Source organism: Nocardia cerradoensis NBRC 101014, assembly GCF_000308535.1.
GTDB classification, from domain to species: domain Bacteria; phylum Actinomycetota; class Actinomycetes; order Mycobacteriales; family Mycobacteriaceae; genus Nocardia; species Nocardia cerradoensis.
In genome coordinates, this window is record NZ_BAFW01000217.1 from 1 (window position 1) to 21,197 (window position 21,197).

19 protein-coding genes and 1 pseudogene are annotated in these 21,197 nt (G+C 68.1%); 10 read left to right on the forward strand and 10 right to left on the reverse strand.

The window, feature by feature from the left end:
• From glmU to ON23_RS22870, 4 genes and pseudogenes are all read left to right on the forward strand, one after another.
• A pseudogene (glmU, locus tag ON23_RS22855) lies at positions 1 to 885 on the forward strand (bifunctional UDP-N-acetylglucosamine diphosphorylase/glucosamine-1-phosphate N-acetyltransferase GlmU); the annotation flags it as partial.
• The gene (locus tag ON23_RS22860) at positions 882 to 1,862 is read left to right on the forward strand and encodes a ribose-phosphate diphosphokinase (RefSeq protein ID WP_030515237.1); all 981 of its coding nucleotides are present in this window, start codon (positions 882 to 884) and stop codon (positions 1,860 to 1,862) included. The pseudogene glmU and the gene ON23_RS22860, both read left to right, overlap by 4 nt.
• Before the next feature lie 288 nt (positions 1,863 to 2,150).
• Complete coding sequence (locus ON23_RS22865) at positions 2,151 to 2,465, forward strand: hypothetical protein (protein WP_051043132.1); 315 nt, start codon at positions 2,151 to 2,153, stop codon at positions 2,463 to 2,465.
• A 61-nt stretch (positions 2,466 to 2,526) separates the two neighbouring features.
• Entirely contained in the window at positions 2,527 to 3,162 is a 636-nt protein-coding gene (locus tag ON23_RS22870) for a DUF2461 domain-containing protein (RefSeq protein WP_039780688.1), read from the forward strand.
• Between the two features lie 27 nt (positions 3,163 to 3,189).
• Here ON23_RS22870 and egtD read toward each other — a convergent pair whose 3' ends face one another.
• The 4 genes from egtD to egtA form a co-directional block, all read right to left on the reverse strand.
• On the reverse strand, positions 3,190 to 4,161 hold the full coding sequence (egtD, locus tag ON23_RS22875) for an L-histidine N(alpha)-methyltransferase (protein ID WP_039780689.1): 972 nt from the start codon (positions 4,159 to 4,161) through the stop codon (positions 3,190 to 3,192).
• Positions 4,158 to 5,003, reverse strand: a complete 846-nt coding sequence (egtC, locus tag ON23_RS22880) for an ergothioneine biosynthesis protein EgtC (RefSeq protein ID WP_039780762.1) — start codon at positions 5,001 to 5,003, stop codon at positions 4,158 to 4,160. The genes egtD and egtC overlap by 4 nt, the downstream gene beginning before the upstream one ends.
• Positions 5,003 to 6,340, reverse strand: coding sequence for an ergothioneine biosynthesis protein EgtB (egtB, locus tag ON23_RS22885; protein ID WP_039780690.1), 1,338 nt, complete (start codon positions 6,338 to 6,340; stop codon positions 5,003 to 5,005). The genes egtC and egtB overlap by 1 nt, the downstream gene beginning before the upstream one ends.
• A 70-nt stretch (positions 6,341 to 6,410) precedes the next feature.
• The gene (gene egtA, locus ON23_RS22890) at positions 6,411 to 7,697 is read right to left on the reverse strand and encodes an ergothioneine biosynthesis glutamate--cysteine ligase EgtA (RefSeq protein ID WP_039780692.1); all 1,287 of its coding nucleotides are present in this window, start codon (positions 7,695 to 7,697) and stop codon (positions 6,411 to 6,413) included.
• Positions 7,698 to 8,053: 356 nt separating this feature from the next.
• Here egtA and ON23_RS22895 point away from each other — a divergent pair, with 356 nt between their 5' ends.
• The gene (locus tag ON23_RS22895) at positions 8,054 to 9,241 is read left to right on the forward strand and encodes an aminotransferase class V-fold PLP-dependent enzyme (RefSeq protein ID WP_039780694.1); all 1,188 of its coding nucleotides are present in this window, start codon (positions 8,054 to 8,056) and stop codon (positions 9,239 to 9,241) included.
• Between the two features lie 148 nt (positions 9,242 to 9,389).
• Positions 9,390 to 11,036: a fatty acyl-AMP ligase gene (locus tag ON23_RS22900; RefSeq protein WP_039780695.1), complete on the forward strand. Its 1,647-nt coding sequence runs from the start codon at positions 9,390 to 9,392 to the stop codon at positions 11,034 to 11,036.
• A 12-nt stretch (positions 11,037 to 11,048) separates the two neighbouring features.
• On the opposite strand, the gene ON23_RS22905 is transcribed toward ON23_RS22900, so the two are convergent.
• From ON23_RS22905 to ON23_RS22920, 4 genes are all read right to left on the reverse strand, one after another.
• The gene (locus ON23_RS22905; RefSeq protein ID WP_039780697.1) at positions 11,049 to 12,146 is read right to left on the reverse strand and encodes an ADP-ribosylglycohydrolase family protein; all 1,098 of its coding nucleotides are present in this window, start codon (positions 12,144 to 12,146) and stop codon (positions 11,049 to 11,051) included.
• Positions 12,147 to 12,172: 26 nt separating this feature from the next.
• Positions 12,173 to 12,751: an aminoacyl-tRNA hydrolase gene (gene pth / locus ON23_RS22910; RefSeq protein WP_036505176.1), complete on the reverse strand. Its 579-nt coding sequence runs from the start codon at positions 12,749 to 12,751 to the stop codon at positions 12,173 to 12,175.
• A gap of 22 nt (positions 12,752 to 12,773) precedes the next feature.
• Positions 12,774 to 13,382, reverse strand: a complete 609-nt coding sequence (locus tag ON23_RS22915; RefSeq protein WP_036505178.1) for a 50S ribosomal protein L25/general stress protein Ctc — start codon at positions 13,380 to 13,382, stop codon at positions 12,774 to 12,776.
• A 281-nt stretch (positions 13,383 to 13,663) separates the two neighbouring features.
• Positions 13,664 to 14,326 carry a lysophospholipid acyltransferase family protein gene (locus tag ON23_RS22920; protein WP_039780699.1) on the reverse strand — a complete coding sequence of 221 codons (663 nt, stop codon included), beginning with the start codon at positions 14,324 to 14,326 and terminating at the stop codon, positions 13,664 to 13,666.
• Positions 14,327 to 14,651: 325 nt separating this feature from the next.
• On the opposite strand from ON23_RS22920, the gene ON23_RS22925 reads away from it, so the two are divergent.
• Together ON23_RS22925 and ON23_RS22930 are read left to right on the forward strand one after the other, a co-directional pair.
• Entirely contained in the window at positions 14,652 to 15,206 is a 555-nt protein-coding gene (locus tag ON23_RS22925; RefSeq protein ID WP_039780701.1) for a TetR/AcrR family transcriptional regulator, read from the forward strand.
• 135 nt (positions 15,207 to 15,341) lie between these two features.
• Complete coding sequence (locus ON23_RS22930) at positions 15,342 to 16,961, forward strand: peptide chain release factor 3 (protein ID WP_086006967.1); 1,620 nt, start codon at positions 15,342 to 15,344, stop codon at positions 16,959 to 16,961.
• Between the two features lie 29 nt (positions 16,962 to 16,990).
• On the opposite strand, the gene ON23_RS22935 is transcribed toward ON23_RS22930, so the two are convergent.
• Both ON23_RS22935 and ON23_RS39375 read right to left on the reverse strand, forming a co-directional pair.
• A complete protein-coding gene (locus ON23_RS22935) occupies positions 16,991 to 17,551 on the reverse strand; it encodes a nuclear transport factor 2 family protein (RefSeq protein WP_039780704.1) in 561 nt (186 codons plus the stop codon).
• Between the two features lie 90 nt (positions 17,552 to 17,641).
• Positions 17,642 to 18,514, reverse strand: coding sequence for a DUF4393 domain-containing protein (locus tag ON23_RS39375; RefSeq protein ID WP_039780705.1), 873 nt, complete (start codon positions 18,512 to 18,514; stop codon positions 17,642 to 17,644).
• 419 nt (positions 18,515 to 18,933) lie between these two features.
• Between ON23_RS39375 and ON23_RS22945 the strand changes: the two genes are divergently transcribed.
• On the forward strand, positions 18,934 to 20,256 hold the full coding sequence (locus ON23_RS22945; RefSeq protein ID WP_083904185.1) for a DUF445 domain-containing protein: 1,323 nt from the start codon (positions 18,934 to 18,936) through the stop codon (positions 20,254 to 20,256).
• The gene (locus ON23_RS22950) at positions 20,253 to 21,188 is read left to right on the forward strand and encodes an Abi-alpha family protein (protein ID WP_223273702.1); all 936 of its coding nucleotides are present in this window, start codon (positions 20,253 to 20,255) and stop codon (positions 21,186 to 21,188) included. Before ON23_RS22945 ends, ON23_RS22950 begins: the two co-directional genes overlap by 4 nt.
• The last annotated feature ends 9 nt before the right edge of the window (positions 21,189 to 21,197 follow it).

The following is a 21,197-nucleotide window of genomic DNA, read 5'->3' on the forward strand; positions in this document are numbered from 1 at the left end:
AACGCCCAGCACGAGCTGTATCTGACCGATGTCCTGAAGCTGGCGCGCGAGGGCGGCCATCCGGTGCACGGCGCGCGCCTGGTCGATGCCGCCAAGGTCACCGGCGTCAACGACCGCGTGCAGATGGCTCAGGCGGCCCGCACCCTGAACCGCTACATCCTCGAGCGCCATATGCGCGCCGGAGTCACCGTCATCGATCCGGCCACCACCTGGGTGGACGCGAGTGTGCGCATCGGCCGCGATGCGGTGCTGCGCCCCGGGGTCCAGCTGCTCGGCAACACCGTGATCGGCGAGGATGCCGAGGTGGGTCCCGATTCGACCTTGACCGATGTGCTCGTCGGCGAGGGCGCGAAGGTGGTCCGGACCCACGGCGAGGGCGCCACCATCGCCGCCGCCGCCACGATCGGGCCGTTCGCCTATCTGCGACCGGGGACGATCGTCGGCGACTCCGGCAAGATCGGCGCATTCGTGGAGACCAAGAACGCCTCGATCGGCGCGCATTCGAAGGTCCCGCACCTGACCTACGTCGGCGATGCCACGATCGGCGAGTACAGCAACATCGGCGCATCGAGTGTGTTCGTCAACTACGACGGAGTGAAGAAACACCACACCGTCGTCGGTTCGCATGTGCGCACCGGCAGCGACACGATGTTCGTCGCGCCGGTGACCGTGGGCGATGGCGCCTATTCGGCAGCGGGTACTGTGCTGCGTAGAAACGTTCCGCCGGGAGCGCTGGCAGTGTCCGGCGGGGCGCAGAAGAACATTGAGGGCTGGGTGCAGCGGTATCGTCCCGGGACGGCCGCGGCGCAGGCGGCGGCGGAGGCGATCGCGGCCGATGACAGAGCGAGTCAGGCAACCGAGCAAAAGGATGGCAACACAGAGTGACCGCGTTCTCCACCGATAACCAGAAGAACCTGATGCTGTTCTCGGGGCGCGCTCACCCCGAGCTGGCCGAGCAGGTCGCGAAGGAACTCGACGTCGCGATCACGCCGCAAACCGCCCGCGAGTTCGCCAACGGCGAGATCTTCGTTCGCTTCGAAGAATCGGTACGCGGCTCGGATGCCTTTGTGCTGCAGAGCTTTCCGGCTCCGCTGAACCAGTGGCTGATGGAACAGCTCATCATGATCGATGCGCTCAAGCGCGGTTCGGCCAAGCGGATCACCGCGGTCCTGCCGTTCTACCCCTACGCCCGCCAGGACAAGAAGCACCGCGGCCGCGAGCCCATCTCCGCCCGCCTGGTCGCCGATCTGCTCAAGACCGCCGGCGCGGACCGCATCATCACCGTCGACCTGCACACCGATCAGATCCAGGGCTTCTTCGACGGTCCGGTGGACCACATGCACGCCCTGGTCCAGCTGTCGGAGTACGTGCGCAACCACTACAGCACCGAGAACGTCACCATCGTCTCCCCCGACGCCGGTCGCGTGAAGGTGGCCGAGAAGTGGGCCGACGCGCTCGGTGGCGCGCCGGTGGCGTTCATCCACAAGACCCGCGACCCGCTGGTGCCGAACCAGGTCAAATCGCATCGTCCCGTCGGTGACGTCGCGGGCCGCACCTGCATCCTGATCGACGACATGATCGACACCGGTGGCACCATCGCCGAGGCCGTGCGCGTGCTGCGCGAGGCCGGGGCCGGCGATGTGGTCATCGCCGCCACTCACGGCGTGCTGTCCTCCCCCGCGGCCGAGCGCCTCGCCTCCTGCGGTGCCAAGGAAGTCATCGTCACCAACACCCTGCCGATCACCGAGGACAAGAAGTTCCCCTCGCTGACCGTGCTGTCGATCGCCCCGCTGCTGGCGCGCACGATCCGCGAGGTCTTCGAGAACGGCTCGGTCACCGGCCTGTTCAACGGCTCCGCGTAGTAGCAAAGCCTCGCTCCCCCGCCTCTCCGCGTATTCAGCGTGCCGTTGGGCGGGCGGTGACGTTGGTAGTCGGTCTCGCCCTGGGTGCGTGTTGGGTTTCGGGCGTGCCCGGGGAGTTACCCATGTTCTTGCGAAATCAGTCGTCTCGTCGGGTGACTATCCGTCGAGGCGACTGATTTGTATTGGTCTTTGTTCTCTCCTCTTCTTTCGTGATCAGCGGTAGCGTTGGTTGTAGGGTGCACCGCGAATGCTGAGGGTGTGCCGGCCTGCGAGAGAGGTGGGCGACGGATGGCCGACGACGACACTTACCCGTTGATGGACGAGGTGTTCGAGATGGGCGATGACGAGCGCGAAGACCTGGACTACGACCTCGGGGACGATGAACAGGCCGACGAGATCCGCGAATATCAGCGCTACATCGACGATCCGCCCGACGACCTGGAAATCAGGTATCACGAGAACGACGACGACGGCCGCCTGGGGATTCGCAGCGAGCTCGACCAGGAATGGACCCGTCGCCGGCATCGTCAGGAGTTGCGTGACGAGGACGAGCGGCCCGCCGAAGTCGCCGCCATCGAGGTGGTCGACGAGCCGGGCGACTGAACGGCGACCGGTCGGGGCGGGTGCCGCGGAACGTGTCCGCGGCGGTCGCTAAGTTGGCGGTATGAGCGGATTCGCGGGGTTCCCGTTCGCCGGGCTCGACTTCTACGAGGATCTGGAAGCCGACAACTCGAAGGCTTTCTGGACCGCCAACAAACACGTCTACGAGCAGTCCGTGCGGGCGCCGATGGTGGCGTTGACCGCGGAGCTGGAGAACGACTTCGGACCGGCGAAGATCTTCCGGCCGTATCGCGATGTGCGGTTCTCCAAGAACAAGGCGCCCTACAAGGACCATCAGGGCGCGGTGGTCCGTACCGCCCCGGGAGCGGGGTGGTACGTCCAGATCGGCGCGCCCGGACTGTATGTGGCCGGTGGGGTGTACGCGCCGACGCCCGAGCAGCTCGCGCGGCTGCGCACCACCATCGACGACGAGGTGCGCGGTCACGAATTGCGGGCGCTGCTGGACGGTGTGGCGGCGGTCGGCTATGTGATCGGCGGGGAGCAACTGAAGACCCGGCCCAAGGGTTTTCCCGCCGACCATCCACGCATCGACCTGCTGCGCCACAAATCCCTGGTGATCCACAAGGACTTCGGCGCACCGCCCTGGCTGGAAACACCTCGCGCCGCCACCGAAGTCCGGGCCGCCTGGGAGGATCTGCGGCCCGTCGTCGAGTGGCTGGCCGCGGTCATCGGCAACTGACCCCCGCGGAAAACCGGTGCCGGGCGATCAGCGTCGTTCGGCCAGCACCAGCACGAACCGCTCGTCCGGATCGGTCCACACCTCTTCGGTGGTGAATCCGGCGCTGTCCAGTTCCCGGCCGAGTCCGTCGACGCGGAACTTGGCCGAAATCTCGGTGCGCATCTGCTCACCCTCGGCGAAGTCCACGACCAGGTCGAGATCGGCGATGGTGACCGTCATATCCCGGGTCGCCGCCAACCGCATCTCGATCCATTCGTTCTCCGCGTCCCAGTGGGCGATATGCGCGAACGCGTCCGGGTCGAAGTCGGCATGCAACCGAGAGTTCAACACGTGCAGGACATTGCGATTGAATTCGGCCGTCACGCCCGCGGCATCGTCGTAGGCGGGCACCAGCACCGCCGGATCGGTGACCAGCCCGGCGCCGAGAAGCAGCTGCTCACCCGGTTCGAGGACCTGCTGAATGCCGGCCAGGAATTCCGCACGCTCCCGCGGGACCAGATTGCCGATGGTGCCGCCCAGGAATGCGATCATGCGGCGGCCACCGCGCGGGAGATTGTGCAGGGTTTCGGTGAAATCGCTGACCACGCCGTGCACCGCGAGATTCGGGAACTCGGTCCCGATCTGCTCGGCGGCACCGCGCAGCGCCGATACCGACACATCCTGCGGGACATAGGTTTTCAGCGGCCCTTCGGCCAGCAGGGCCGACAGCAGCAGACGCGTCTTGGCCGCCGATCCGGCGCCGAGCTCCACCAGCACCTCGGCCTGGGCGGTGCGCGCGATATCGCCGACCACCCGCTCCAGCAGCGCGCGCTCGGTGCGGGTCGGGTAGTACTCCGGAAGTTCGGTGATCGCCTCGAAGAGCTCGCTACCGCGCGCGTCGTAGAACCACTTCGGCGGCAACGTCTTCGGATCGGCGGTGAGTCCGGTCCGCGCGTCGGACCGCAGGGCGGCGTCGAGATCGTCGTCGGTGAGGTGGATGTCCAGCGTCGGTTCGCTCATGAACGGGCCCTTTCGGATTCATCAGGTCCTGCGGAGAGGGTGGATGGTGCTGCGTCCAGCGGCTCGACCACGAGAAGACCGGGCCGCACCGTCACCACCTGCCGGTCGGTGATCGCCTGCCAGCGTGGATCGTCGTCGTACGGTTCGGAGGAAACCACCGCGACCTCGTCCGTGACGAGCACCGACAGCGAGTGGTGAACGGTTGTCGCCCACAGTGTTTCGCCGTCGCCGAGCAGCAGGTTCAGCCGGGCGCTCGGCGCCGGCGCCAGGACGGCACGAACCGTCGCCGTCACCGCGGCCGCGACCGCCCGGAGCCGGGCATCGGACTCGCTGCGTCCTTCGAACGACGACGACAGTGCGCCGATTCCGTCCAAGGCGGCGCGCAGCACCACCCAGAGCGCGGCGGAATCGGTCGCGGATTCGGCATCCAGCAGATCCGGCGATCCGAATTGCTTTGCCACCACGGGCAACACCGTGCGCCAGTTCTGAATCACGCCGTTGTGGCTGAATGCCCATCCACCGTCGGTGAAGGGGGCGCAGGCGGTCCGTTCCACCGGCATGCCGACCGTGGCCGAACGCACCGCGGCCAGCACCGCCGGCGAGGACAGCTGCGGCAGCACCTCCTCCACCGCGGGGTCGGTCCAGATCGGCGCGGAATTGCGATAGCGGCTCGCGGCCCCTTCGTCGGTCCACCACGCGACCCCGAAGCCGTCGGCGTTGACGGTTCCGCCGTGGCGCATATCGTTCGGCGCCCACGACTGGGTGCGCAGCGAATGCGTTCCGCGAGTGAGCAGTTCACCGATCGGAGCCGGTGGTCCGAGATAGCCGAGATGTCGGCACATCAGCACTCGTCCGGTCGCAGGTCGCGGGCGAGTCGGAAGCCGGAGAAGATCTGGCGGCGGATCGGGTGGTCCCAGTTGCGGAAGGTACTGCGGCAGGCGACCGGATCGGTGCCGAAGGATCCGCCGCGCAGGACGCGGTAGTCACCGCCGAAGAACACCTCGGAATATTCGCGGTAGGGGAACGCGGCGAATCCCGGATACGGCTCGAAACCCGAAGCGGTCCATTCCCATACGTCGCCGATCAGCTGATGCACCCCGGCCGGCGACGCACCGGCCGGATATGCGCCGACATCGGCCGGTTCCAGATGGCGCTGCCCCAGATTGGCGGTGGTGTCGTCGGGTTCGGCGTCGCCCCACGGATATCGACGGGACCACCCGGTGGCCGGATCGAACCGCGCGGCCTTCTCCCATTCGGCCTCGGTGGGCAAGCGCTTGCCCGCCCATTTGGCGTAGGCCTCGGCCTCGAACCAGCACACGTGCACCACCGGCTGTTGCGGGCGCACCTGCGCCGGCGATCCGAAAACCCGCCGCCACCAACGGTTGTCGCTGTCGCGCTCCCAGAACTGCGGCGCGGTCAGATCGGCCTCCACCCGGTGGGCCCAGCCCCGCTGTGACCACAGTTCGGGCCGGTGATAGCCGCCGTCCTCGATGAACGCCAGATACTGCGCATTCGTCACCGGCGCCGCGTCGATCGCGAAGCCGGGCACGTGCACGCGATGTTCGGGCCGCTCGTTGTCGAGCGCCCACGGATCCGAGGAGGTGCCCATGGTGAATTCGCCTGCGGGAATGACGACTTCGTCGCCGACAGCGACGCGCGCGGCCGGTGCGGGCGCGGCGGTCAGCACCGCGGCACCGGTGCGCAGCTGATGGGTGGCGAGCATGGTCTCGTCGTGCTGCTGTTCGTGCTGGGCGATCATGCCGAAGGCGAAACCACTGTCCACCAGCCGGTTTCCGCGCAACGGGCTGGAATTCAACACGTCCAGCACCTTGCCCCGCACGGTGCCCACGTATCCGCGTGCCTGTGCGGGATCCAGCAGCGGCAGCGCCGGGCGGTCGGCGCGGGCATGCCGGAAGGCGTCGTAGAGGTGGTCGATATCGGCGCGTACCGGCTCACGCCCGCCGACATCGCGGACCAGCCACAGTTCCTCCTGGTTGCCGATATGCGCCAGATCCCACACCAGCGGGCTCATCAGCGGCGAATGCTGGGCCACCAGGTCGGCCTCGTCCACCGCCTCGGTCAGGACCGTCGTGCGGGCGCGGGCGCGGATCAGGACTTCCGCGATCTGTGCGCGTAATCGCTCGGTCGCGGCGTGATCGGTTCCGGTGTGAACGGTCATCGGTGCTCTCCCAGGGATCGTGCCCGGCTGCCTCGTCGCACCGACCTGCGGTGCGCGTCGCCGGTCGTACTCATTCGGCTGTCTCGGCGGGTGCGCAACGGGCGGCCTCCCCGTCCGGCATGCGGCCGCTGCGACATCGCCGCACCGCGGCCCAGATCTGCTCGGCGGCGTCGTCGCTGCGGGCGTGCTCGGCGGCGAGGGTCAGCAGTTCCACCGCGACGGAACGGATCTGGGGGTCGGCCAGGCCACAGCGGGCGGCCGAGGCCCATTCGTCGGCGACCGGTTCGGCCAGCGCGGTCGCCTCCGCGACCACCGCCGGCGTCGACATCAGCGCATCGACGACGTGGATCGGCACGGACCACTGATCACCCGGCTGTGCGTCCAGATAGCGGACCTCCAGATGTCCGGACGCCCGCACGGGCGGAAAGACCGTGGTCAGGTGGTAGTCGAGGTCCTCGACCTCCGGGCGGCGGCCGATCTCGTCGTCGAGCGCACCGCACAGCCAATCCGCGAAGGTGGCACCCGGGGGCGCCGACCAATCCGTCTCGGCGGGGCCGCGCCGCACGCACAGCAGCGGGGTGTCCAGCGCCCAGCGGCCGTAGTCGGTGAGCGGATCGGCCCAGCTGCGCACCGGTGGCCGGGTGCGGACGTGATCGAGCCGCAGCCAGGTCCGCATCCGCTGCGACGCCCAGGCGCCGGTGGGAGCGCCGTGCAGATGCGGGGAACAGGCGAAGGCCGCCACCAGGGCCGGGCCGACCGCGTACAGCGCGTTCCAGCGAGCCGCGATCTCGGCGGGATCGGCCCCCGCGTCCACGCTGACCTGCGTGGCGGCGGTATTGCACATCATCAGCTTGCCGTACGGGCCGACGCCCGCGAACGCCCGTTCCATCGCGCGATAACGCGGCAGGCGAAGCACCCGGCGGGCCTGCCGGCCGGCATCGGCGGCGGCGGAATACGTTCGGATGGATCGGGTTTCGAGCAAGTCGGAGAGAAAGCGAGAATCCTCGAGCAGCCGGGCGCAGAGTTGCGCGGCATCGGCGAAGGGGGCGCTGGACAGTTCGATCTGACCACCGGGTTCGAGGGTGATCCGGCTGCCACCGGGAAGTACTTTGGCGGGTGAATCGGGCGAAACAGACTGTGGGGCATAAGGACCCAGCGCATCCGCGAGCATCGACAAGCGCGGACGCGAATCCGGCGCCGACAGCTCCCCGCGAGCGGTGAGCCACTCCAGTTCGGCACCGATCAACGTGGGCGGGCCCTGTTTGAAACAGACACCTCCCACATAGGCCTCCGCCGCGGCGCGCGAAGACAAACCGGCACTCAACCCGGCCGGCGCCTTGTCCACCGTTACCGCCATGCCAACCTCCGCTCGAGCTTGCGGGGGATCACCCACCGCGTTCCGCCCACCCTGAGCCGATATCGGCGACAGTGCCGCATCGACCGAGTGCCGGTATTGCGTGTAGCAGTGCAACGAGAGACCGCGCCCGGTTCTTCCGCCGCTCGAACCAGGGTAGCCGCGCTCACCGACACAGAATCCGTCGAAACGGTGAACATGCCGGTCACGACCGCACCACCAGCCCCACAGCCCCCAACCGATCGCCGCTGTCTCGTTCTTCGGCCACACCAGCAGGCGGCTCGTCCGCGTAGCCGATTCGCACCGTTTCCGGAACGGCGTCGGGCGTCGGTAGCCGGCGATGGCCTACGGTCGACAGGGTGCTCGATACCGACCGACTGCGCGCCGATATCCCCGCCTACGACACCGCCGGACCGCCGCCGGTCTTCCTCGACAGCGCGGGGTCGTCGCTACCCCCGCGGATCGTCGTGGACACCGCGGTGGCGCATCTGCGGCGCGAGGCCGAGATCGGCGGCTATCGCGCCGCCTCGGAGCGGCTCGACGATCTGGCGGCGGTCAAGACCGCGATCGCCACGCTGATCAACGCCGACGCCTCGGCGATCGCCCTGAGCGACAGCGCCTCCCGCTCCTGGTCGGATTTCTTCTACGCCGTCCCGCTGCGGCCGGGCGATCGCATTCTGGTCTCGGGTTCGGACTACGCCAGCAATGTGATCGCGGCCCTGCAGCGGGCGCGGGCGGCGGGCGCGACCGTCGAGGCCATTCCCAGCGACGACACCGGGCAGATCGACCTGGTGGCCCTCGACAGCATGCTCGACGACCGCGTGAAGATCGTCTCGCTGCTGCACGCTCCCACCAACGGCGGGCTGGTCAACCCGGTCGCCGAGGCCACCCGCATCGCCCATCGCGTCGGTGCGCTGGTCCTGCTGGACGCCTGCCAATCGGCCGGTCAGATCGGCATCGATGTCGCGGAGCTGGGCGTCGACGCGATGTCGGCCACCGGCCGGAAATGGTTGCGCGGCCCGCGCGGCACCGGCTTCCTCTACGTCCGCCCGGAGGTCTGCCGCGAACTCGAACCGAGTCGTCTCGATCTGCACAGCGCCGCGTGGACCGGGCCGCAGGACTATCGCGTGGCCCCCGATGCGAGCCGCTTCGAATTCTGGGAATGCGACGTGGCGGCCCGACTCGCCCTCGGCGCGGCGGTGAACTACCTGCTGGATCTGGGACCGGAGAACGTCTACGCCGATGTCGCGGCCAAGGCGCGGCATCTGCGCGAGAATCTGCCGTCGATCCGGGGAATCACGGTGCGGGACCTGGGAACCGAACATTCCGGCATCGTCTCGTTCACCGTCGACGGCGTCGATCCGGGCGAGGTGCGCGAGACCCTGCGTGCCGCCGACATCACGGTGACGGTCAGCTACCGTAGCTCCACGTTGCTCGACATGTCGGCGCGGCGGCTCGAATCCGTGGTGCGAGCCTCGCCGCACTGCTTCGTCACCCTCGAGGAGCTCGATCGCTTCCTCGAGGCCGTCGACCGCCTCGCGGGCTGAGGCGGCCGAACCGAGTTCCGATTTTCATCGTGTCATTCGTAGTGCGACGCTGAAACGATCACGCTCCGGCGCCGGCTAACGCCGCGCCCGCGCACCGAGATAGTGCAGATGTGCCGACCGCCGGTCGGGTGGAGACGGGAGTTCGAGGGTGAGCCGGTTCACCGAGGAAATGTTCGCGACCGCACAACGATCCCGCCGGGGGCTGATCACCGGGGAGCCGGAGACGCCGCTACGCCGGGGCTGGGATGAGATCCACCGCCTCGCACGGCGAATGGCCGGCGGGCTCGCGGCGGCGGGGATCGTGCACGGCGACGCTGTCGGTGTGCTGGCCGGTATGCCCGCCGATATCGCGCCGGCCTGCCAGGCGATCTGGATGCGCGGGGCGTCGATCACCATGCTTCATCAGCCGACGCCGCGCACGGATCTGCAACTGTGGGCCCGCGACACCGAGACCGTGCTGCGGATGATCGAGGCCCGCGCGGTGGTGCTGGGCGCGCCGTTCGAGGTGGCGGCGCCGCTGCTGGCCGAACGCGGCATCACCGTGGTCCTGACCGACGAGCTGGCCACCGGACCCGACACCGATCCGCTGCCGACCGAGGAATCCGATATCGCGCTCCAGCAGCTGACCTCCGGTTCCACCGGATCACCGAAGGCCGTGCGGATCACCCACGAGAACTTCTACGTCAACGCGTACGCCATGTTCGATCGGGTGAAGTTCCAGCTCGACCAGGACGTGATGGTCAGCTGGCTGCCGTTGTTCCACGATATGGGCATGGTCGGATTCCTCAGCGTGCCGATGCAATTGGGCGCCGAGGTGGTCTGTGTGACGCCGATGGACTTCTTGAAACGGCCGATCCTGTGGGCCGAACTGATCTCGAAATACCGCGGAACGGTCACGGCCGCACCCAATTTCGCCTATTCGCTGCTGACCCGCCGCTTGGCCCGCGCCGAGGACGGCGCCGTGGATCTGAGCAGTGTGCGGTACATGTGGAACGGCGCCGAACCGGTCGATCCCGACACCATGGACGCCCTCGCGGCGGCCGGGAAGCGTTTCGGGCTCAGCGCGTCCGCGCTCACTCCGGTGTACGGCATGGCCGAAACGACGCTGGCGGTGTCGATTCCGGATCCGGGCGTCGGGCAGGTCGTCGACATCGTCGACGCGGATCTGCTCGAGGCGCTCGGCAAGGCGGTTCCGGCGACGGATCCGACAGCCCACCACGGCAATCTGCGCCGCCTGCCGCTGCTGGGCCGCCCGGTGGACAATCTCGAGATCCGGGTGGTCGACGACGAACACCGGCCGTTGCCGACCCGGACGGTGGGCGTGCTCGAGGTGCGAGGGCCCGCGGTCACCGCGGGATATGTCACCGTCGAGGGCTTCCGGCCCGCTCGCGACGCCGAGGGCTGGCTCGACACCGGCGATATCGGCTACGTGACCGAGGACGGATCCGTGGTGGTCTGCGGCCGGATCAAGGACGTGATCATCATGGGCGGGCGCAACATCTTCCCGACCGATATCGAACGCGCCGCGCTGCGCGTCGCCGGGGTGCGGCCGGGTAACGCGGTCGCGGTGCGCCTGGACGCCGGGCAGAAGCGCGAGAGTTTCGCGGTCGTGGTGGAGAGCAACGACTTTCAGGATCCCGAGACGGTGCGCCGGATCGAGCACGAGGTCGTGCACGAGGTCTTCACCGCGGTCGGCGCCCGCCCGCGCAGCGTCACCGTTCTCGGCCCGGGCGCGCTGCCGAAGACGTCCTCCGGCAAGTTGCGCCGCTCCGCCACCGCGGCGCATCTGAACTGATCGGGACGAGAGTTATCGCGGTACCGGATCCTCCGGCGCGTCCACCGGATAGCGGTCGCCGAGGGGGTGCCGGTCCCGGTACACGAACGCGGCGACCAGATCGTCGGCGACGCGGGCCAGATCGTCGCGGCCCTCGACCGCACCGCACCAATCCAGCGGCAGCGCGTCGAGGCCGTGGCGGGCGCCGAGGATGTTGCCGGCCACCGCACCGGTGGAATCGGAATCACCGGAGTGGTTGACCGACAACAGGAATGCGCGGCGCACATCCCCGGTCCGCTCGGCATCGAGCGCGCAGTAGACCCCGACGGCCAGACATTCCTCGGCCACCCAGCCCGCACCCACCTGCTCGACGCCCTCCGAGGTTCCGGCGCCCGCGTCGGCGGTGGCCACTGCCTTGCGCAGGGCGGCAGCGGTTTCCGCGCCACCGGCCACCGCCTCGACCTGCCTCGTGGTGTCCTGCACCGCGGTTCGCAGATCGGCGCCGTTCACGAGCCGGTCGATCAGAGCGGCGAACGCCCCGGCGGCCAGATATCCGGTGGGATGGCCGTGGGTGAGCTGGGCACACCGCGCCGATGCCTGGAAGGCGGCCTCGGGGCCGAGGGCGGCCAATCCGAACGGCGCCGACCGCATGACCGTGCCGCATCCCTTGGAGTCCTCGTTCACCGGACCCGGCACGCCGACGGGATGTGGTTCGCGATAGCTCTGCGCCTGCCGGTTCAGCCCGCGCATACACGCGTTGCCCGGGGCGCGCACCGCGTACAGATAGGGCAGACCCGCCAGCCAGCCGTCGGGACGCGGGTCGGGCGCGTGTTCGCGTTGCGTCCGCAGCCAGCGCAGATAGGCGCGGCGCAGAGCCGGCGCCGGGTCCGCCCCCGGCGCACACCGCAACAGTCCCTCGGCGGTGAACAGCGTCATCTGGGTGTCGTCGGTGATCTGCCTGGGCGCGGATTCGTCTGCCGCCGGGGCGAATCCGGTGAGCCCGTCGGGCCCGAACCGGTCGCGGATCTGGTCCAGTTTCAGGAATTCGATCGGCCAGCCCAGCGCATCACCGACCGCCCCGCCCAGCAACGTGCCCCGATACCGATCGAAAATCGTCGTGTAGTCCTGCACGGCCACCGATCTTCGCAGAGGATCGCTCAGTGCAGTTGGTTCTGGGCGGTTTCCAGTCCCACGCGCAGCAGCAACTCCACCGCGTCGGCGGTCTGTTCGACCAGCACCGGAACCTCTTTGCGTTCGGGCGCGGAGAACGGTTTGAGCACGAAATCGGCCGGATCCTGCCGGCCGGGCGGGCGGCCCACACCGAACCGCACCCGCAGATAGTCCTTGGTGGACAGGGCATTCGAGATCGAACGCAGCCCGTTGTGACCACCTTCGCCGCCGCCGCGTTTGAGCCGGATGCTGCCGAACGGCAGATCCAGTTCGTCGTGGACGACGATGACCTCGGTGGGCGGCACCGAGAAGAACCGGGCCAGCGCCGCGACCGGGCGGCCGGACAGATTCATATAGGTACGCGGCTTGGCCAGCAGCACCTTGCGCCCGTCGAGCCGGGCCTCGACCAGGTCGGCGCCCGATTTCTTGTGCACGGTGAACCGGCCGCCGATGCGCTCGGCGAGCACATCGGCGACCAGGAAACCGGCATTGTGCCTGGTGCGCTCGTATTCGGGCCCGGGATTACCCAGCCCCACCACGAGCGCGGGGGCAGTAGATTCCGTCATCGAAATCCGTTGAACGACCGAATTATTCGGCGCTCTCGGCCTCGCCCTCGGCCTCGCCTTCACCCTCGCCCTCGACGGCCTCGGCGGCCGGAGCGACGATGATGTTGACGATCAGCGCCTCCGGGTCACCGGACAGGGCGGCGCCCTTCGGCAGCTCGACCTGACCGGCGGTGATCTGGGTGCCGGCCTCGGCGCCCTCGATCGAGACCTCGATGGACTCGGGCACGTTCAGCGCGTCGACCTCGATCGACACGGTGGTGGCCTCCTGGGTGACCAGGGTGCCCGGGCCCGCGTCGCCGGCCAGCGCGACCGGCACGTCGACGACGACCTTCTCGCCACGCTTGACGATCAGCAGGTCGGCGTGCTCGATGTAGCGGCGGATCGGGTGCACGACCACGGACTTGGTCATGGCCAGCTGCTTCTTGCCGTCGATCTCCAGGTTCAGGACGGCGTTGGTGCCGTGCTCACGCAGGATCGCGGCGAAGGCCTGGGCGTTGACGGCCAGGTGCTTCGGCGCCTCGCCGTGGCCGTACAGGACGGCGGGAACGTTGCCGTCGCGACGGGTGCGGCGCGCGGCGCCCTTGCCGAATTCGGTGCGGGTCTGAGCTGCGAGAACGCTGACGTCGGACATGACTGGAATACTCTCCTACGGCTTTCCGGGGCGGACGGTGTGCTGGCCAGGTACTGTCCTGATTCGGACGGCCCTGGCGAAAGGGTCTGCTCGTCGGGCGATGACCGCACGACAACGGCCGGAAGCCGAGCCGCGTCGATCACGGTGTGCACTGGGTGCGACACCCTCGCCGAGACAACCTGAGAACAATAGCATGTAGCGGAAAACGCTTTCGCCCAGCACCCCGATGCGGTAATACGCGCCGGACGGGCAAACGCCTACGCGCTGGGCCCCGGGCCGGTTCAGGCGGATTCGGTCCGGAAGTGCGCCGCGTAGCAATCCACGTAGCGGCGGCCCGAACGCATCGCCAACTCCGCCATGAGGTCGTCGGTCGCGGTGCGGACCGCGTCCCGATCGACCGGCAGGAAGGTGCGAGGCGCACCGAAGACGATGCGAACCTTGCCGAACCGCAGCAGCCGCCGCCCGCGCCGATTCACCCGGTCGGTCCCGCTGAGCGCCACGGGCACGACCGGTGCGCCGGTCCGCATCGCCACCCGGATCACCCCGGTGCGGCCGCGATAGACCCGGCCGTCCGGCGAACGGGTCCCTTCCGGGTGAATGCCCCACACCCCGCCCGACTCCAGAATCCCGACCGCCGCGGCGAGCGCATCCGCCGATGCGGAACCACCGGAGCGATCGACGCGCACCTGCCCGGTCGCCGTCATCACCCAGCGATTGATCCGCCCGCGCCACCCCGGCTCGTCGAAATACTGACTCTTGGCGAGGAAGGTGATCCGCCTCGGCAGCACGAGCGCCAGATAGAGGGAGTCGATCGCCGCCAGGTGATTCGCCGCGATGATCACCGGACCGTTCTTCGGAACGTGATGCAGCCCTTCGACTTTCGGCCGCCCCAGGATCCGCAGGACCGGACCGATCAGGACGAACTTCAAAAGCCGATACCACATACACATCCTCCACGGCCGGATCGTAGACACTGTCTACGCGAGAGTAGTAGACAATGTCTACGCACACAATGTCCATCCCGTCACTCCACCGCCGCTCGGTGAAGGCGATCACCGGCTCGGTTCGGCCCAGCGCGTCGGTCGGGCCCGGCAGCCGTCATCGCCCCTCTCGTTCGCGAGCCGGTTCAGCCGCAGGCTCGGCGGGTTCACTCGACTGGCGCGCGGCCGGCCGGACCCGCGCCTCGAACGCACGGTCCACACTGCCCACCTGCCCTGCGACCGGCACCGCCGGCGAAAGGACGCGGGATCGCACGCGACAATATGCGGCATGGGTGTCGACGAACCGGTGCGGGAACGGCTGGTGAGCGCGGGTGTGGGGTTGCTGGAAGAGGTCGGGGCCGCGCAGCTCGGACTGCGGGCCATCGCCCGGGAGGCGGGGGTGTCGCACGGGGCGCCGCGGCGGTACTTCCCGACCCACAACGCACTGCTGGCCGCCGTCGCGGTGCACGGATTCGCCGATCTGAGTGAGCGTTTCGCAGCCCACGAGAGCGAGATCCCGCGGGTGCGAATCGACCGGATGGCCGGTGAATACATCGACTTCGCGGCACGGCGGCCGGAGATGTTCACCCTCATGTTCCGCCACGATCTGCTGCAAGGCTCGGGAGAGAACCTGCGCCGCACGACGATTCCGATCTACCAGGCGTGGGCGGATCTGGTCGCCGGCTGTGTGCGCGACCGCGCGGAAGAACGCGCCTTCGGCCTGTGGACGAATCTGCACGGCATCGCCGCCCTGGTGGCGAACCGGAGTGTCGAGCTGATCGCGCCGGGCATCGACCTGGACCGGCTCGTCCTGGGCACGGTCGCCCAGCACCTGTCCGACTGACCGAGACCCCGAGCCGGTCTGCGCACCCGCCCTGACCGGCAGTTTCCCTGGACCGCCGCTGTCCCCGGTGCGAGCCGAAGCCGCTCACTCACGTATTCTGATGCTTTGTCCTGTCCCGCGAAGAGGAGCCGATCGGTGAATTCCCCCTCAGCCAGCACGACCACATCCGGGCGGGTGGCGCAGGAGGCGGAACGGCGGCGCACCTTCGCGGTGATCTCGCATCCGGACGCGGGTAAATCGACGCTGACCGAGGCCCTGGCCCTGCACGCGAAGATGATTTCCGAGGCCGGCGCCATTCACGGGAAATCCGGCCGGAAATCCACCGTTTCCGACTGGATGGAAATGGAGAAGGCGCGCGGTATTTCCGTCAGCTCGACGGCACTGCAGTTCGAATACGGCGAGTGCGTGATCAATCTCGTCGACACGCCCGGCCACTCCGATTTCTCCGAGGACACCTACCGGGTGCTGACGGCCGTCGACGCCGCGGTCATGCTCATCGACGCCGCCAAGGGCCTGGAGCCGCAGACGCTCAAACTGTTCCAGGTCTGCCGCCACCGCGGCATCCCGGTGATCACCGTGATCAACAAATGGGACCGTCCCGGACGGGCGCCGCTGGAACTGCTCGACGAGATCAGCGAGCGGATCGGCCTGACCCCCACGCCGCTGTTCCTGCCGGTCGGCATCGCGGGCGATTTCCGTGGGCTGCTGCGCCGCGGTCCCGAGGGCGCAGCCACCGAATACATCCACTTCACCCGGACCGCGGGTGGCGCGACCATCGCGCCGGAGGAGTCGTACACGCCCGACCAGGCCGCCGCCCGCGAAGGCGAGCCGTGGGAGACCGCGGCCGAGGAGAGCGAACTGCTTTCGGCCACCGGCCAGGACCACGATCAGGAACTGTTCCTCGCCGGGCAGACCTCGCCGGTCATCTACGCCTCGGCGATGCTGAACTTCGGCGTGCGGCAACTGCTCGACACGCTGGTGGCGCTGGCACCGCCGCCCGGACCCCGCGCCGACGTCGACGGCGCTCCACGGGAGCCGGCCGACCCGTTCAGCGCGGTCGTGTTCAAGGTGCAGGCGGGTATGGACGCCGCGCATCGCGACCGGCTGGCGTTCATGCGCATCGTCTCCGGGGAATTCGAGCGAGGCATGGTCGTCACGCACGCTCAGACCGGGCGGCCGTTCGCGACCAAATACGCGCTCACCGTCTTCGGCCGCGAGCGCGCGACCGTCGACACCGCCTATCCGGGCGATGTGGTCGGTCTGGTCAACGCGACCGCGCTCGCTCCCGGCCACACCCTGTTCGTGGACAAGAAGGTGGAGTTCCCGCCGATTCCGTCCTTCGCGCCGGAACACTTCGCCACCCTGCGGGCGCGCAGCGCGGGCAAGTACAAGCAGTTCCGCAAGGCCATCGATCAACTCGACTCCGAGGGCGTGGTGCAGGTGCTGCGCAACGACCTGCGCGGCGACGCCTCCCCCGTCCTCGCCGCGGTCGGCCCGATGCAGTTCGAGGTGGTCACCGCCCGCATGCAGGCCGAATTCAACGTCGAAACGCAGCTGGACTTCCTGCCCTATCAGCTGGCCCGGCGCACCGATGCGGCCTCGTCGCCGGAGCTGGACCGCCAGCGCGGGGTCGAGGTCTTCACCCGCAGCGACGGCGTCATCCTGGCCCTGTTCAGCGACAAGTGGCGGCTGCAGTACATCGAGAAGGAAATGCCCGAACTGACGCTGGAACCGCTCGTCGCGACCGCGGACTGACGGGTCTCGTTACCCGGCCCCGGGGCATGTCAGCCGATCGCCTCGTCCGGTTCTTCCTCGACCCGTCCGCCCGGGGTGTCCTCGATATTCGACACCACGGCCGGGATATCGGGCACCGAACCCGGCTCCCCGGTGATGACGCCCCACCGGCTGGCGGTCAGGCGCAGACTCGGCAGGTCCGACAGTGACAGCACCACCTCGTAGGTCCGCTCGTACCCGGTGTGGGCGATGCGCCAATGCCCGTCGTCGCAGCGCACATACCGGTCGTTGTAGAACGCCGCCCCGCGCAGCAGCATGTTGTGACCGGGGATGAGGACGGTGTCGGCCAGGTACCAGGTGCCGGTCGCCGCATCGCCGTCGATATCGATCTCGGGATGGTCGCACCGATGTTCGGTGATGACGTGGGGCCCGAGAGTATTGCGCATGAACGCCAGGAACGCATCACGCGACTCGAACTGCAGGTACTCGCTGTAGGTCGCCGTCGCCTCCGGGATCATCGTGTCGGCGAAGTCTTCCCACGATTTGGTGTCGAGCGCTCTCAGGTACCGGAACTTCAGCCGGCTGATCGCGGAGACGGCATCGGAATCCATACCTCAACAATCCCACCGGATCCGGCGAATCTGCGCAGATCGGAAAATAGGTATCGTATCGCTACACAGCGTTGACCGGCGGCCTGCGGATCAGGACCCGTTGATGGTGAAGCAGGTCTTGCAGAAGTCCTCGCCGAATTCGGTGAGGCGCAGGCTCTTTCGCACGATCTTGGGCACCCGGCCGGCCTGCTTGAGCGCCGATTCCACGATCGGCTGCACCTCGAGCACCATATAACGGCTCAGCACCACCGGATCGTCGGAAGTGGTCAGCAGACCGAGCCGGTTCAGATTGATCAAGTACAGCCGTGACCGGTCCGGATACCGCACGCCGGCCTGCTCCGGGACCGAGGTCAGATCTCCGGCGACCAGCTCGGAACCGATCCCCAGCGGCCGGTTGGTGCGCACGTCGACCGAGGGCTGCGGCCCGTTGATGGCCATGAACCGCAGAATCCGCGCCTCGTCCGAGGACAGCTGATCGAGGATGCGGTCGTAGGCCGGATGCACTTCCTCGGTGAAGTACACATCGGCCGAGCGCGCGAGCAGATTGTCGCCGCGGCGGCGCAGATCGACCAGGGTCGACGAGCGGACCAGCCCGCCGGTCGACGGCCCGGGTGTCTGGCCGTTGGTGGGGACGTAGCTGACGATCTCGCGCACCGAGCCCTCGGTGACGCCGAGGACGCTGCGGGCGACGGACTGCAGTGCGGCTCCGGTGCGTTCGGCGATCTCGGTGGAGGATTCGCCGTCCAGCGCGGCCTGGGCGATCTGCTTGGTGACCTCGAGGCCGGTGCCGACGGCCCACTGGCCGCCGCGGACCGCGGTCCCGGCAGCCAGGCCGGCTGCCCGGAAGACGCCGCGGATCATGCGGGCTTCGTTGCTGATCTGCCGCTTCTCCACGTCCGAGCTGCGTTCCACAGCGCGGGAACCGGGTCGGACCACATCCTGTCCGGTCCTGTCGTCTGTCACGTCATTCTCCGAATATCGCCAGGTGAACGAGTCCGCTCACATATTCTTACCGCACCCTGAAGGCCACCGGCCATGTTCGGCGGCTCTCGGCCATGAGCGCCGACACCCGCCCAGCGATAGCGGCATGAATGTGGTTCCGGTCATTCTTGCGGCTGCCGCTGTCCGGTGCGACATTCCGATCACGCGATGTGATCGAAGTCTCCGCCATACGCTACCGCGTACCAGCTTTCCGCCCCGAATTGGATAGCGACTTCCACGGCGGCCTCCGTGGTTACGCAGGCTGCCGCCTCCGGCCGCGTCGCTACAGTCGCCAATTGGACCCGTTTCCTGAATTCACAGTAAGGTTCGCCTGGCCGACGGGGTACGTTGTAGTGCCGGTGTGACGGCGGTCACCGGTAAGGGGTCGGCAGGAGGGTGTCGTGCTGGATAGTTTGCTGGGTTTTCACCCGACGATTTTGCTGGAACTGATCACGATCCCCCTCTTCACGGGTGTCATCGGCTATATCACCAACTGGACCGGCATCCTGATGCTGTTCAAGCCGCTACGCTTTCACGGGTTTCGGGTACCGGGTCTGAAATGGTTGTTCCCCTATCTTCCCAAGCGCATTCAGGTGCTGCCGTTGCTGCAGTACGACGGGCGCATGGGCTGGCAGGGAATCGTGCCGTCGCGCGCGGACAAGATGGCCTCGATCGCGGTCGACAAAGGGCTCTCGAAACTCGGTAGCGTCGCCGACTTCTATCGGGAACTCGAGCCCGATGAACTGGCCGCGCATCTGACCGATATGGCGCAGTCGCAGATCCGCGACATCGTGGAGGAGATTGCCCGCCGTGAACATCCGCAGCTCTGGTACAACCTGCCCGCGCAGGTCCGGGAGTTGGTGCACGAGCGGGTCCGGGAACAACTCCCCGAGATCCTCAAGGAACTGACCGACGAACTCGGGTCGAACATCGAACAACTGCTCGATGTCAAACAGATGGTGATCCGGTATTTCCAATCGCGCCCGCAGTTGCTCAACACCGTATTTCAGGTGCTGGGCGCCAAGGAGTTGCGGTTCATGCAGAACTTCGGCTTCTATTTCGGCGCGCCGATGGGTCTGGTACTGGTCGCGGTGCTGCATCTGACACATTGGTCGCCGCTGGTGGTGCTGCCGGTCGGCGGTGTGATCATCGGCTGGGTGGTCAACTGGATCGGCCTCAACATGATCTTCGAACCCGCCTACCCGAAGTGGTGGTGCCCGTGGCGGCAGGGATTGCTGATCAAGCGGCAGCCCGAAATCACCGAGGGCTACGCCGAATTGGTGGCCACCCAGATCATCACGATCGCCAATGTCGGTGACGAACTCCTGAACGGGCCACGCTCGGACCGCACCATGCAGGTGCTCGAGGACACCCTGCGTCCGGCCACCGACCGCGCGCTCGGGCCGATGCGCGGGGCGCTGAAGTTCATGATCGGCAGCCGGGACTACGCGACCCTGCAGACCCGCTTCACCGACGAGGCCAAATCGCTGGCGCCGGCCGCCTTCGCCGATCCGGGATTCAACGCCCAGCAGAGCCGGCAGGTCAGCCGGTACATCGCCACGCAGATGGCGGCGCTGAAGCCGCCGGACTTCGTCGACATGTTGCGGGCGGCGATCAAACAGGACGAGTGGCTTTTGTTCGTCCATGGCGGTGTGCTGGGGCTCATCGCCGGTTACGCTCATCTTCTGATCTTCGGAACGGAAGTAGCGAACGTATGGCTGTGAGCGGATCCGCACCGGAAAACGGTGACGGCGCCGAGTTTTCGATCGAATACGCCGAGGTGGTCGCCGAATCCGGCGACGCGGCGGCCGGTACCGGCGCGACCGAGATCGAGACGGTCTTCCCGGAACCGGACGCCCGCTCCACCGACCTCGTCGCACGCCGGTCGGCCGAATTGATGCTGCCCGAGGATGCCCGCCCGGGCTGGGCCGGTCCCGTGCGCACCACGACCGGTGTGGTGCGGGTGGCGCTGTCCGCCGTCACCGAGGCCGCGGCATGGAGCCTGGGCACCGCGGTCGGCGTGACGGCCACGGTGGTGCGCGGCAGTATGTCCGGGCAGCCGCCGCGGCATGTGCTCTCCGAGGCCGGTGAGCAGGTTCGCGACTCGCTGCGGCGCGCACTCGGCATCGATGCCACCCCCGGCGGCGCCCCCGCCCCGACGGCGCCGAGCCTGCGCGATCGCGGCGCCGAACTGCTGCGCCGCTCGGCCGATGTGCACTGCGAGGACAGTGACCATCCGGCCTTCGCGCGCATCCTCGCCGAACTGGCTCCCGATGAAGCCCGGATCCTGCGCTTCCTCTATCTCGACGGGCCGCAGCCGGCGCTCGACATTCGCACCGGGCGGCCGCTGAGTTCGGGCACCCAGCGCATCGAGGTCGGCATGTCGCTGATCGGCGAGACCGCGGCGCTGCGTTTCGCCGACCGCGCGATCACCTACCTGACGAATCTGCGCCGGCTCGGACTCATCACCGTCGAGGGCGATCAGTTGGACAATCCGGTCCGCTACCAGCTGCTGGAATCACAGCCGGAGGTGCGGCGGTTGCTCAAGCGCGGATTCGGCACCAAGGTCGCCTACCGCAGCATCGCGCTCACCTCGTTCGGCACGGATTTCACGTGCGCGTGCCTGCCGGTGCCGCCGCTGGGCCACGCCCTCTGAGAGCGGGCC